Source organism: Pseudomonas sp. GL_093 (assembly GCF_057837605.1).
Window position 1 is genome coordinate 5,456,714 of sequence record NZ_CM174448.1, and the last position, 12,029, is coordinate 5,468,742.

General features: G+C 59.4%; 10 protein-coding genes and 1 riboswitch. Of the genes, 1 reads left to right on the forward strand and 9 read right to left on the reverse strand.

The annotated features are described in order from the left end of the window. Nucleotides 1-50 precede the first annotated feature (50 nt). The 4 genes from csrA to ltaE all read right to left on the reverse strand — a co-directional run bounded on the left by csrA (nucleotide 51) and on the right by ltaE (nucleotide 5,535). Entirely contained in the window at nucleotides 51-239 is a 189-nt protein-coding gene (gene csrA / locus AC3IUE_RS25175; RefSeq protein WP_002554426.1) for a carbon storage regulator CsrA, read from the reverse strand. A 187-nt stretch (nucleotides 240-426) separates the two neighbouring features. Continuing rightward, nucleotides 427-1,668 carry an aspartate kinase gene (locus tag AC3IUE_RS25180; protein WP_046045479.1) on the reverse strand — a complete coding sequence of 414 codons (1,242 nt, stop codon included), beginning with the start codon at nucleotides 1,666-1,668 and terminating at the stop codon, nucleotides 427-429. A 91-nt stretch (nucleotides 1,669-1,759) separates the two neighbouring features. Beyond that, nucleotides 1,760-4,384 carry an alanine--tRNA ligase gene (gene alaS, locus AC3IUE_RS25185; RefSeq protein WP_489264103.1) on the reverse strand — a complete coding sequence of 875 codons (2,625 nt, stop codon included), beginning with the start codon at nucleotides 4,382-4,384 and terminating at the stop codon, nucleotides 1,760-1,762. A 146-nt stretch (nucleotides 4,385-4,530) separates the two neighbouring features. Further along, nucleotides 4,531-5,535, reverse strand: a complete 1,005-nt coding sequence (gene ltaE / locus AC3IUE_RS25190) for a low-specificity L-threonine aldolase (RefSeq protein ID WP_489264104.1) — start codon at nucleotides 5,533-5,535, stop codon at nucleotides 4,531-4,533. Between the two features lie 195 nt (nucleotides 5,536-5,730). Beyond that, a riboswitch (FMN riboswitch) is annotated at nucleotides 5,731-5,901 on the forward strand. A 102-nt stretch (nucleotides 5,902-6,003) separates the two neighbouring features. Here ltaE and AC3IUE_RS25195 point away from each other — a divergent pair. After that, nucleotides 6,004-6,516 (forward strand): 6,7-dimethyl-8-ribityllumazine synthase, encoded by a 513-nt coding sequence (locus AC3IUE_RS25195; protein WP_489264105.1) that lies wholly within the window; start codon nucleotides 6,004-6,006, stop codon nucleotides 6,514-6,516. Between the two features lie 169 nt (nucleotides 6,517-6,685). Here AC3IUE_RS25195 and astE read toward each other — a convergent pair whose 3' ends face one another. The 5 genes from astE to astA form a co-directional block, all read right to left on the reverse strand. Beyond that, nucleotides 6,686-7,696 carry a succinylglutamate desuccinylase gene (gene astE / locus AC3IUE_RS25200; protein ID WP_056741420.1) on the reverse strand — a complete coding sequence of 337 codons (1,011 nt, stop codon included), beginning with the start codon at nucleotides 7,694-7,696 and terminating at the stop codon, nucleotides 6,686-6,688. A 12-nt stretch (nucleotides 7,697-7,708) separates the two neighbouring features. Next, nucleotides 7,709-7,996, reverse strand: a complete 288-nt coding sequence (locus tag AC3IUE_RS25205) for a hypothetical protein (protein WP_033056735.1) — start codon at nucleotides 7,994-7,996, stop codon at nucleotides 7,709-7,711. A 19-nt stretch (nucleotides 7,997-8,015) separates the two neighbouring features. Next, the gene (gene astB / locus AC3IUE_RS25210; protein ID WP_489264106.1) at nucleotides 8,016-9,362 is read right to left on the reverse strand and encodes an N-succinylarginine dihydrolase; all 1,347 of its coding nucleotides are present in this window, start codon (nucleotides 9,360-9,362) and stop codon (nucleotides 8,016-8,018) included. A 166-nt stretch (nucleotides 9,363-9,528) separates the two neighbouring features. After that, entirely contained in the window at nucleotides 9,529-10,998 is a 1,470-nt protein-coding gene (gene astD, locus AC3IUE_RS25215; protein WP_415760810.1) for a succinylglutamate-semialdehyde dehydrogenase, read from the reverse strand. Continuing rightward, complete coding sequence (gene astA, locus AC3IUE_RS25220) at nucleotides 10,995-12,020, reverse strand: arginine N-succinyltransferase (RefSeq protein WP_008154313.1); 1,026 nt, start codon at nucleotides 12,018-12,020, stop codon at nucleotides 10,995-10,997. Before astA ends, astD begins: the two co-directional genes overlap by 4 nt. Nucleotides 12,021-12,029: the final 9 nt, after the last annotated feature.

Genomic DNA, 12,029 nt, shown 5'->3' on the forward strand with positions numbered 1-12,029 from the left:
GTATATTAACCAGCTTCTTCCCCGTTTGCAAACATAAAAAACGATAAAAATTAATGGCTTGGTTCTTCGTCCTTCTCTTTCTTTATACGCAGGTAAATTTCCTCACGGTGGACCGCAACCTCTTTCGGGGCGTTGACACCGATACGCACTTGATTTCCTTTGACGCCGAGCACGGTCACGGTGATTTCGCCATCACCAATAATCAGGCTTTCTGCGCACCGACGAGTCAGAATCAGCATACCTTTCTCCTCACGCATTTCATTTCAGGGACAACAGTCTGCAAAAAAAAGGCACTCGACCTACAACCGGAGCGATCGCAGCCCTACATGCCTGAGTATTGACTAGCGCGAGCAAAAGAACAGCTTCGGGTCGCACCATTCAAAAAAACAAAAGGGCGCGGTCAGACCGCGCCCTTCGGCAAACGCATCACTCGCCCTGACGGACCGGTGCGTCCAGTTCGAAAGCCGTGTGCAGAGCGCGCACAGCCAGTTCCAGGTACTTCTCTTCGATCACTACGGAGACTTTGATTTCCGAAGTCGAGATCATCTGGATGTTGATGCTTTCTTTCGCCAACGATTCGAACATGCGGCTGGCCACGCCTGCGTGGGAGCGCATGCCGACACCGACGATCGACACCTTGGCAATCTTGATGTCGCCAACGACTTCACGGGCACCGATCTCGCGAGCGGTGTTTTCCAGCACGGTTTGCGCGGCCTGGAAGTCATTGCGATGCACGGTGAAGGTGAAGTCGGTGGTGTTATCGTGCGCAACGTTCTGCACGATCATGTCGACTTCGATGTTCGCGGCGCTGATAGGGCCGAGAATCTTGAATGCAACGCCCGGGGTGTCTGGCACGCCACGGATGGTCAGCTTGGCTTCATCGCGGTTGAAAGCGATGCCGGAAATGATCGGCTGTTCCATGGTTTCCTCTTCATCAATAGTAATGAGGGTGCCCGGACCCTCCTTGAAGCTGTGCAGTACGCGCAGCGGAACGTTGTACTTGCCGGCGAATTCCACCGCACGGATCTGCAACACCTTGGAACCGAGGCTGGCCATTTCCAGCATCTCTTCGAAGGTAATCTTGTCCAGGCGCTGAGCCACGGACACCACACGCGGGTCGGTGGTGTAGACGCCGTCGACATCGGTGTAGATCTGGCATTCATCAGCCTTCAGGGCTGCTGCCAGCGCCACGCCGGTGGTATCGGAACCGCCACGACCGAGGGTGGTGATGTTGCCGTGCTCGTCGACGCCCTGGAAGCCGGCGACAACAACCACACGACCGGCCTTCAGGTCGCCACGAATCTTCTGGTCATCAATCTGCAAGATACGCGCTTTATTGTGCGCACTGTCCGTCAGAATCCGCACCTGGTTGCCGGTGTAGGACACCGCTGGCACGCCACGCTTGATCAGCGCCATGGCCAACAGTGCAATCGTCACCTGCTCACCGGTGGAGACGATCACGTCCAGTTCACGAGGAACTGGCTGACCGTCGCCACTGATTTTCTTGGCCAGATCGATCAGACGGTTGGTTTCGCCGCTCATTGCAGACAGCACAACCACCAGGTCATCGCCGGCTTCGCGGAATTTCTTAACCTTGTCGGCGACCTGCTCGATTCTCTCGACAGTGCCGACCGAGGTGCCTCCAAATTTCTGTACGATCAAAGCCATTTCAAAGCCGCCTCTGCCCATGAAGGGCGCCCAAATAATCACTCAAACAGCGTTCCGGCCCGCCACTAGACTGCGGGCCGGACACACTGCCTTATAAACCCTGCTCTACAAATGGAACAGTCAGGGCCAATGCCGCATCCAGTGCGCCAGCGTCAGTACCACCGCCTTGCGCCATGTCTGGACGACCACCGCCCTTCCCGCCCACTGCCGCAGCGGCTTGCTTCATCAAATCACCGGCTTTGAGTTGGCCAGTCAGGTCTTTGGTTACGCCTGCAACCAGAACGACCTTTTCCTCATGGACACTGCCGAGCAGGATCACTGCGCGGCCGAGTTTGTTTTTCAGTTGATCGACCAGCGCCAGCAGCGCCTTGCCGTCCTGACCGTCCAGACGCACAGCCAGCACCTTCACGCCTTTGACATCCAGGGCAGAAGCCGACAGATCGTCGCCCGCCGCGCTGGCAGCCTTGGCCTGCAACTGCTCGAGTTGCTTCTCCAGCAGACGGTTGCGCTCCAGCACAGCCGACAGCTTGTCGATCAGGTTGTCGCGGCTACCCTTGACCAGGTTGGCCGCTTCCTTGAGTTGTTCTTCAGCAGCGTTCAAGTATGCCAGCGCCGCGGCACCGGTGACCGCTTCGATACGACGCACGCCGGAAGCCACACCGCCTTCGCTGATAATCTTCAGCAGGCCGATGTCGCCGGTACGGTTGGCGTGGATACCGCCGCACAGTTCGACGGAGAAATCACCGCCCATGCTCAGTACACGCACGCTGTCGCCGTATTTTTCGCCGAACAGCGCCATGGCGCCCTTCTGCTTGGCGGTTTCGATATCGGTTTCTTCGGTTTCAACTTCGGAGTTCTTGCGAATCTCGGCGTTGACGATGTCTTCCAGCGCCTTCAACTGCTCAGGCTTGATGGCTTCGAAGTGGCTGAAGTCAAAGCGCAGGCGCTGACTGTCGACCAACGAGCCTTTCTGCTGAACGTGGTCGCCCAGCACCTGGCGCAATGCGGCGTGCAGCAAGTGAGTTGCCGAGTGGTTCAGCGAAGTCGCGTGACGCACTTCAGCATCAACATGCGTTTCTACCGGCGCGCCGATGGTCAGGCTGCCCGACGCCAGCACGCCGTGGTGCAAGAAGGCGCCACCGGTTTTGGTGGTATCGCGCACGTCAAAGCGTGCGTTGCCGACCTGAAGGAAACCGCAGTCGCCAATCTGACCACCGGATTCAGCGTAGAACGGCGTCTGGTTCAGTACAACCACGCCCTCTTCGCCTTCACTGAGCACGTCGACCGACTGGCCATCTTTATAGAGACCAACGACTTTCGCCGAACCTTTAGTCGCTTCATAGCCGGTGAATTCGGTGGCCACATCAACCTTGACCAGGCTGTTGTAGTCCATGCCGAAGGAGCTGGCGGAACGGGCACGGACGCGCTGGGCTTCCATTTCGCGCTCAAAGCCTTCTTCGTCGATGGTCAGGCTGCGTTCGCGAGCGATGTCGCCGGTCAGGTCCATCGGGAAACCGTAGGTGTCGTAGAGTTTGAACACTACGTCGCCCGGCACCACGTCGCCTTTGAGTTCCGCCAGATCCTGCTCGAGGATTTTCAGGCCCTGCTCGAGGGTCTTGGCGAACTGCTCTTCTTCAGCTTTCAGTACGCGCTCGATGTGCGCTTGCTGGGATTTCAGCTCAGGGAAGGCTTCGCCCATCTCGGCGACCAGTGCCGCAACGATCTGGTAGAAGAAGCTGCCCTTAGCGCCCAGCTTGTTGCCGTGACGGCAGGCGCGACGAATGATCCGGCGCAGCACGTAACCGCGACCTTCGTTGGACGGCAGCACGCCGTCGGCAATCAGGAAGCCGCAGGAACGGATGTGGTCAGCCACGACTTTCAGCGAAGCCTGAGCGTCGTTGGTGCAGCCGATGGCCTTGGCCGATGCGCTCAGCAGGCTCTGGAACAGGTCGATTTCATAGTTCGAGTGAACGTGCTGCAGCACGGCACTGATCCGCTCCAGGCCCATGCCGGTATCGACCGACGGCGCTGGCAGCGGGTGCAACACGCCATCGGCGGTGCGGTTGAACTGCATGAACACGTTGTTCCAGATTTCAATGTAACGGTCACCGTCTTCTTCCGGCGAACCCGGAGGGCCGCCCCAGATGTCGGCGCCGTGATCGTAGAAAATCTCGGTGCAAGGACCGCACGGGCCGGTATCGCCCATGGTCCAGAAGTTGTCGGACGCGTACGGCGCGCCTTTGTTGTCGCCGATACGAACCATGCGCTCGGCCGGAACGCCGATTTCCTTGGTCCAGATGTCGTAGGCCTCGTCATCGCTGGCGTAGACGGTGACCCAGAGCTTTTCTTTCGGCAGGTTCAGCCACTTGTCGGACGTCAGGAAGTTCCAGGCGTAGGTGATCGCGTCGCGCTTGAAGTAATCACCGAAGCTGAAGTTACCCAGCATTTCGAAGAATGTGTGGTGACGGGCGGTATAACCGACGTTTTCCAGGTCGTTGTGCTTGCCGCCAGCACGCACGCATTTCTGGCTGCTGACCGCGCGGGTGTACGCGCGCTTTTCCTGGCCCAGGAAACAGTCTTTGAACTGGTTCATCCCCGCGTTAGTGAACAGCAGGGTTGGGTCGTTGCCCGGAATCAAAGAGCTGGAGGCTACACGGGTGTGGCCTTGCTCTTCGAAGAAGCGAAGGAAGGCTTCACGGATTTCTGCGCTTTTCATTATGTTCTTCCACGGAGGCTGCGGCCAAAGGCCTGTGCGAAACGTCAACAGACGAAGCGACGGCAAAGGGCCGCATTATATCGGCCCTGCGCGCGGGGTACAGCGTGTTTATACGATAGAAACGGTCAATTGGACCGCTAACGCTATCAGTTGCGCGAAAACTCGACGAATGTCGCGACGACCTGCTCGATTTGAGCGCGGCTGACGTCCATGTGCGTGACCATGCGCAGACGGCCGGCAGCGCTGAGCTTGATCCCGCGCTCGGCGGCAAACGCCTTGATGGCCTCGGCCTTGTCGCCCATCTGCACGTAAACCATGTTGGTCTGCACCGGCTCGACCTCGTAACCCGCGGCTCGCAAGCCTTCGGCCAGCAACTGCGCATTGGCGTGGTCATCAGCCAGACGCTGAACATGGTTATCCAGCGCGTACAAACCTGCCGCCGCCAGGATCCCGGCCTGGCGCATGCCGCCGCCGACCATCTTGCGCAGGCGTCGCGCCTTAGCGATCAATTCGACCGAGCCGCACAGCACCGAACCGATCGGCGCGCCCAGGCCTTTGGACAGGCAGACCGATACGGAATCAAAGTGCTGAGTAATTTCCCGGGCATCGACACCCAATTTGACCGCCGCGTTGTACAGCCGCGCGCCGTCCAGGTGCAGCCGCAACCCATGTTCACGGGTAAAGCTACGAGCCCGCGCCAGATACTCCAGTGGCAAAACCTTGCCCTGCATGGTGTTTTCCAGCGCCAGCAAACGGGTGCGGGCGAAGTGGAAGTCATCCGGTTTGATCGCCGCCGCGACGTGCGCCAGGTCCAGCGAGCCGTCGGCCTGCACTTCCAGCGGTTGAGGCTGGATCGAACCGAGCACGGCCGCGCCGCCACCTTCGTACTTATAGGTGTGAGCCTGCTGGCCGACGATGTATTCGTCACCGCGTTCGCAGTGGGCCATCAAGCCCAGCAGATTGCTCATGGTGCCCGTCGGAACAAACAGCGCCGCAGCAAAGCCCAACTGATTCGCAAGCTCAGCTTCCAGACGATTAACCGTCGGATCTTCGCCGTAAACGTCATCGCCGGTGGCTGCTGTGGCCATCGCGTCGAGCATCCCTGCGGTCGGTTGGGTGACGGTGTCGCTGCGAAGATCAATAACGCTCATGAATCTGGCCTCGGTAAGCAGGGAAAATCCCTTTCAGTCAGGAATTACTGCGGTCATGCAGACGAATAATCAACCCTTGGGTAGGAAAAGGCTTCCTGAACCGACGAAAAAGTCGATAGCAATCATCAGATAGCAGCAATGCACAGGTGAGAAATATGTGTTAAAAACGCTTCGCCGCCAAACAATCTGGCGGCAAAACGTTCTCAGGGCGGGGTGCAACTCCCCACCGGCGGTAATTGCGCGCAATGCGCATAGCCCGCGAGCGCTTGGCGACAGGCACGGCAATGGCTGTGATGGCGACAAGGTCAGCAGACCCGGTGTGATCCCGGGGCCGACGGTCATAGTCCGGATGAAGAGAGAACGGGATTGGCGCCAAAGGGCCGTCCGCAGGCATTCGTGCGAGCGTGCGTACCCTTAAATCCCATTCGATTCATATGCCCTGTTTTTTACATAAACAGGAGTCAGAACATGCAACCCACCGCAATCGATAGCAAAAGCAAAAACCATCAGGGCGAGCGCGTTGCGTTCATCCAGGCCTGCTGGCACAAGGAAATCGTCGATCAGAGCCGTAAAGGCTTTGTGGCCGAAATGATTGCTCAGGGTTATCAGGAATCGGAGATCGATTTCTTCGAAGTCGGCGGCGCCTTTGAAATTCCACTGCACGCCAAGTTGCTGGCCAAGACCGGACGTTATGCCGGCATCGTTGCCGCTGCCCTGGTGGTGGATGGCGGGATCTACCGTCACGAGTTCGTTGCCCAGTCGGTAGTCAGCGGCCTGATGCAGGTTCAGCTGGAAACCGAAGTGCCGGTGTTCTCGGTGTCTTTGACCCCGCACCACTTCCATGCCGGTGAAGAACTGCATCATAAGTTCTTCTTCGAGCATTTCGTGCATAAAGGCCAGGAAGCGGCGAAGACTTGCGCGGATACGCTGCACAAAATGCGTGCGCTACGTCGTAGTGAGCCACGTGCGGTAGCTGTGTAAACACAAAACCTGTGCTTTGAGGTGAGGTCTTTGGCTTCACTCAAATCAAATGTGGGAGCGAGCTTGCTCGCGATGGCGGCCTGACAGTCAACATTGACGTTGAATGTTGACCCGCTATCGCGAGCAAGCTCGCTCCCACATTGGTTCTATGCCTGGCTTGAGACCTGGTTTATGCAAGGTTTTCGTCGGTAGTCGGCACAATCAGGATGCCGGCGCGCAGGCCGTTCTTGACCTTGGGGTTCGGGAAGATGATCCGGGCACCCTCCTCCTCAATGATCCACCGGGTCTGGGCGATGTCTTCGGCCAGCAGGTAACCCACTTCCAACTCCGAAAAGTTCTCGATGTCCGCTGGCAGGTTCAAGCGGAAGCTATCGCTGTGCTTGATGATTTCTCGCGCCACGCTAAACAGCTGCAAACCGTCCAGCGCCTCTTCGGTCTGGGCCGGCTCGCTGCCTTCGATAATCTGTTTGAGGCGAGTTTCCAGCAGATCGACGTTGACCCCATCGTTCTGCCCGAATGGTCGCGCCTTACCCAACTCAAGCGTGAAAGACTCGGCGCCGAGCTTGTCGTAGGTATAGGAGCTGAAAACGATGGACGGCTTGTTTTGCAGCAGCACCGCTTCCATGCCGGCAGCGCGCAGGCGTGCCAGTTCCAGGCGTGAATGCTGACGGCCTTCTTTCCAGGGATACAGCGCGAACTGTTCGATTTTCGAACCGCGAATCGCGGTGTGAAGGTCGTAGTGCAGACGGTTGCGATCTGGCAGGCTGAAGAAACTCGCCGCCAGCCGCTCCAGTTCACACGCGCGCAGGGCTTCGGAGCCGCTGCTTTGTTCGTGACGGCCGTTGAACAGCCGATTGACGTCCTGCTCGATGAAACGCTCGCCTTTGCGAATCGCTTCCGGGTTGCCGAACAAGAACAGAATACGTGCGCGCGGCTTGAGATCGCCACGGGCAATGTCGTGCAACAGACGATCGAGCAACTCGATCGGCGCTGTTTCGTTGCCGTGGATGCCGGCCGATAGCAGCAGGTCCAGGCCGTTGTCGCGAGCTTCAGGTGGCCGGACTTCCAGCGCACCTTCGCTCAACCAGCGCATGCGCACGCCTTCGACAGTCAGTTGAGTCTTCTCCGCCGGTTCGCGGCCGGCGAGGGTCAGTTCAAGCAGTTTGCCGAGGGCGAGCATAGAGCGGTTTCCTTAGTGGTCGTGTGCGCAATCCGGGCCGTGCACGTGGTCTTCGTCACCGACTTCAGCCGGTTCCATTTCCAGTTGCAGACTTACCAGATTAGTCGCCAATGGGCGCAGCAGCAGGTTTGCGTATTCAGCGTCACCTTCTTCGACGTCCACGCCGATCAGCAATTGGCCACGGCCGTCCTGCTGGATCCACAGCTCTTTGCCTTGCCACATGACCGCGACGCGGGTGCAGGAAGTTTCCAGTTGCGTGCCGTCGGTGTCTTCAAGGATCAGCTGCAGGGTATCGCTCATGTTTTTACGCTCTCGACGTTCAATTGATCTGGAATGGATAAACCGCGCCCAGTTTAAGGATTTGCGTCAGTTCATCCAGTGCCGTCCGGCACTCAAGCAGCAATTGCGGGTCCGCGAGATCGTTTTCGGTCATGCGGTCGCGGTAGTGCTTGTCGACCCATTCGGTCAGCGTGCCGTACAACGGTGCCGTCATGATAACCCCTGGGTTGACGGCCGCCAGTTCGGTTTCGTTGAGCGCGACGCGCAGTCGCAGGCAAGCCGGGCCGCCGCCGTTCTGCATGCTCTGCTTCAAATCGAACACTTTCACTTCGCGGATCAGGCCGCCGGAGCTGGTCAAACCTTGCAGGTACTGCCAGACACGTTCGTTGCCACGGCATTCTTCCGGCACGATCAACAGCATCGAGCCGTCAGGACGCGTCAGCAGTTGGCTATTGAACAGGTAGGAACGAACGGCGTCTTCCACGGTGACCGCGGAACGCGGTACGCAGATCGACTGAAATTTCCCACCGACTTTGGCGAGTTTGCTCTGCAATTCGGCCAGCATCTGCTCGGTGTCGAGGAACGCGTCCTCGTGATAGAACAGCACCTCGCCATTACCCACCGCGATCACATCGTTGTGGAACACGCCCTGATCGATCACCGAAGGGTTCTGCTGAGCGTAGACCACGCCGTCATCGCTCAGGCCGTGCAGGCGGGCAACCGCTTGGGAGGCTTCGAGGGTCTGGCGGGCCGGGTATTTCTGCGGTGCAGGGTAACGGGTGTCGAAGGCGCTGCGACCGAACACGAAGAACTCGACGCCCGCTTCGCCATATTCACGGCAGAAACGGGTGTGGTTGGCTGCGCCTTCGTCACCGAACTGCGCCACGGCCGGCAATGCAGCGTGGTGAGCGAAGTGTTTCTGGTCAGCGAACATCGCCCCCAGCACGCGACTGGTGGTCGGGTGTTCGATGCTGCGGTGATATTTGCAGTTCAGGTTGGCCGCGGTGAAATGCACACGGCCATCCGCGGTGTCGGCACTCGGGCTGACGGTGGCGGCGTTGGCCACCCACATGCTCGACGCCGAGCAACTGGCGACCAGCAACGGCATCGCATCTTTGGCCGCCTGCTCGATCACCTGAGCGTCGGTGCCGCCGAAACCCAAACGACGCAGGGCTGCCACGTCCGGGCGTTCCTGTGGTGCCAGCACGCCCTGTTGAAAGCCCATTTCCATCAGCGATTTCATTTTCGCCAGGCCTTGCAGCGCAGCTTCCTTCGGGTTCGAAGACTGCTGGCTGTTGCTCTGGGACGCGACGTTGCCGTAGGACAAACCGCCGTAGTTATGGGTCGGCCCCACTAGACCGTCAAAATTGACTTCATAGGATTTCATCAGCGAGGCTCCACGAGAATCTGTTGTTATAGGCTTCAGTAACTAACTGTTCAGTGCGACCGAGTCGCGGCCATCGCCAGCAGGCTGGCTCCCACAGTGATTGCGTCGTACACAAAATGTGTGAACACCACCGAACCTGTGGGAGCCAGCCTGCTGGCGATGGGCATCACGCCATTTTCACGCCAGGCGTGAGAGTCGCCGGCAAGGTCAGGCTCGGCGTTTCCAGCGAAGCAACCGGGTACGCGCAGTAATCTGCCGCGTAGTAGGCGCTGGCGCGGTGGTTGCCTGAAGCGCCGACACCGCCGAATGGCGCGCTGCTCGCAGCACCGGTCAGCTGTTTGTTCCAGTTGACGATGCCCGCACGGCTTTCCAGCCAGAACTGCTGATAACGCGCTTCGGAATCCGACAGCAGACCGGCCGCCAGGCCATAGTCGGTGTCGTTGGCTTCAGCGATCGCCGCCTCAAAATCAGCGTAGCGGATCACTTGCAGCAGCGGGCCGAACAGCTCTTCGTCAGGGCGATCAGCCACTGCCGTGACGTCCAGAATGCCTGGGGTCAGCAAGGCAGCTTGAGCTTGTGGCTGAGTCATTTCCAGCAGCGCGACTGCGCCGTTGCCCAGCAGATGCTCTTGCGCATCCATCAGTGCTTTCGCAGCACCGAGAGAAATCACCGAGCCCATGAACGGTGCCGGTTGCTGATCAAACGCGCCGACTTCAATCGTACGGCTGACCGCCACCAGACGCGCCAGCAGTGTGTCGCCCCAGGCGCCCTGTGGCACCAGCAAACGGCGGGCGCAGGTGCAACGCTGACCGGCGGAAATGAACGCCGACTGGATGATGGTGTAAACGGCAGCATCGAGGTCTGCAACCTGATCAACGACCAGCGGGTTGTTACCGCCCATTTCCAGCGCGAGGATCTTGTCCGGACGGCCGGCAAACTGTTGATGCAGGTGATTGCCGGTGCGGCTGGAGCCGGTGAAGAACAAACCATCGATGCCCGGGTTCGCCGCCAGGGCGATACCGGTTTCGCGAGCGCCTTGCAGCAGGTTCAACACGCCAGCCGGCAGACCGGCTTCGATCCAGCACTTGACCGTCAGCTCGGCGACTTTCGGCGTCAGCTCGCTGGGTTTGAACAGCACGCTATTACCGGCCAGCAGCGCCGGCACGATGTGACCGTTCGGCAAGTGACCAGGGAAGTTGTAAGGCCCGAACACCGCGACCACACCGTGTGGCTTGTGGCGCAACACGGCGGTGGCGTCGCCCAACGGGCCGCTCTTCTCGCCGGTACGTTCGCGGTAGCTCTGCACCGAGATCGCAATCTTGTTGACCATGCTGGTGACTTCGGTCGCCGCTTCCCACAAAGGTTTGCCGGTTTCCTCACCGATGGTGCGAGCCAGTTCGTCAGCATTGTTCTTCAGCGCGGCGGCAAAGGCCTCCAGCACGGTGATGCGCTCTTCCAGGGTACGTCGGGCCCAGCTCGGGAATGCCTGGCGTGCGGCTTGCACGGCCGATTCAACCTGAGCAGTGGTAGCGCCTTCGCCGGCCCACAGCACTTGTTGGGTGACCGGGTTCAGCGACTGAAAGGCGTCACCCTGGCCGGCCAGCCATTCACCTGCGATGTATAGCGAATTCATTATTTCGACTCCCTGGCAGCGGACAACGGAACGGCGCGCACTTGATCGCCGGCGTTGAGTTGAAGACGTTTGGCAGTCAGTGGATCGACCACCAGCGTACCGGCGGCGAAACGTGCAGGAGCAGCAGTGATCCGGCAGTCTTCGCGCTTGCGGTTATGAATCAGGAACGGCGTGGCGTCGTCACCCGGTGTGCCGATGGCCAGCACCAGCGCCTGGCTGTCGCGCACTGCGCGGATCTTGCCGGTTTCACACTCAACAGCAGGACCGGCGTCGAAGATGTCGACGTAGCCCTGATAGCTGAAGCCTTCGCTTTTAAGCATGGCCAACGCCGGCTCGGTGTCCGGATGAACCTGGCCGATCACGTTGCGTGCATCTTCCGACAGGAAGCAGGTGTACAACGGGAATTTCGGCATCAGTTCGGCGATGAACGCCTTGTTGCCGACACCTGTGAGGTAGTCAGCCTGGCTGAATTCCATTTTGAAGAAGTGACGCCCCAGGCTTTCCCAGAACGGCGAACGCCCGGCTTCGTCGGACATGCCGCGCATCTCGGCGATGATCTTGTTGCCGAACAGTTGCGGGAACTCGGCGATGAACAGCATCCGCGCCTTGGCCAGCATGCGACCGTTGAGGCCAGTGCGGTAGTCGGCGTGCAGGAACAGCGAGCACAGCTCGGAGTTACCGGTCAGGTCGTTGGCCAGGAACAGCGTCGGGATTTCGCGGTAGATGTTCAACTCTTGCGAAGCGCTGACGGTCAAGCCAACCCGGAAGTTGTACCAAGGCTCACGCAGACCGACGGCACCGGCAATGGCGGAAATACCCACCACGCGGCCATCATCGTCTTCGAGCACGAACAGGTAGTCCGCATCGCCCCGCCCGGCTTCGCCGCGGAAGGTTTTCTCGGCCCAGCCGACCCGATGGGCCAAACGCTCTTCGTTGGCCGGCAAGGTGGTCAGGCCGGTGCCGGTGCTGCGGGCCAGGTCGATCAGAGCGGGTAAATCGCTGCTGCGTACGGGACGAACGATCATGCTATCTCC

Bases quoted from the DNA above. Each gene is read 5' to 3' on its own strand.
- csrA (WP_002554426.1), bottom strand. From the start codon at position 239: ATGCTGATTCTGACTCGTCGGTGCGCAGAAAGCCTGATTATTGGTGAT.
- AC3IUE_RS25180 (WP_046045479.1), bottom strand. From the start codon at position 1,668: ATGGCTTTGATCGTACAGAAATTTGGAGGCACCTCGGTCGGCACTGTC.
- alaS (WP_489264103.1), bottom strand. From the start codon at position 4,384: ATGAAAAGCGCAGAAATCCGTGAAGCCTTCCTTCGCTTCTTCGAAGAG.
- ltaE (WP_489264104.1), bottom strand. From the start codon at position 5,535: ATGAGCGTTATTGATCTTCGCAGCGACACCGTCACCCAACCGACCGCA.
- AC3IUE_RS25195 (WP_489264105.1), top strand. From the start codon at position 6,004: ATGCAACCCACCGCAATCGATAGCAAAAGCAAAAACCATCAGGGCGAG.
- astE (WP_056741420.1), bottom strand. From the start codon at position 7,696: ATGCTCGCCCTCGGCAAACTGCTTGAACTGACCCTCGCCGGCCGCGAA.
- AC3IUE_RS25205 (WP_033056735.1), bottom strand. From the start codon at position 7,996: ATGAGCGATACCCTGCAGCTGATCCTTGAAGACACCGACGGCACGCAA.
- astB (WP_489264106.1), bottom strand. From the start codon at position 9,362: ATGAAATCCTATGAAGTCAATTTTGACGGTCTAGTGGGGCCGACCCAT.
- astA (WP_008154313.1), bottom strand. From the start codon at position 12,020: ATGATCGTTCGTCCCGTACGCAGCAGCGATTTACCCGCTCTGATCGAC.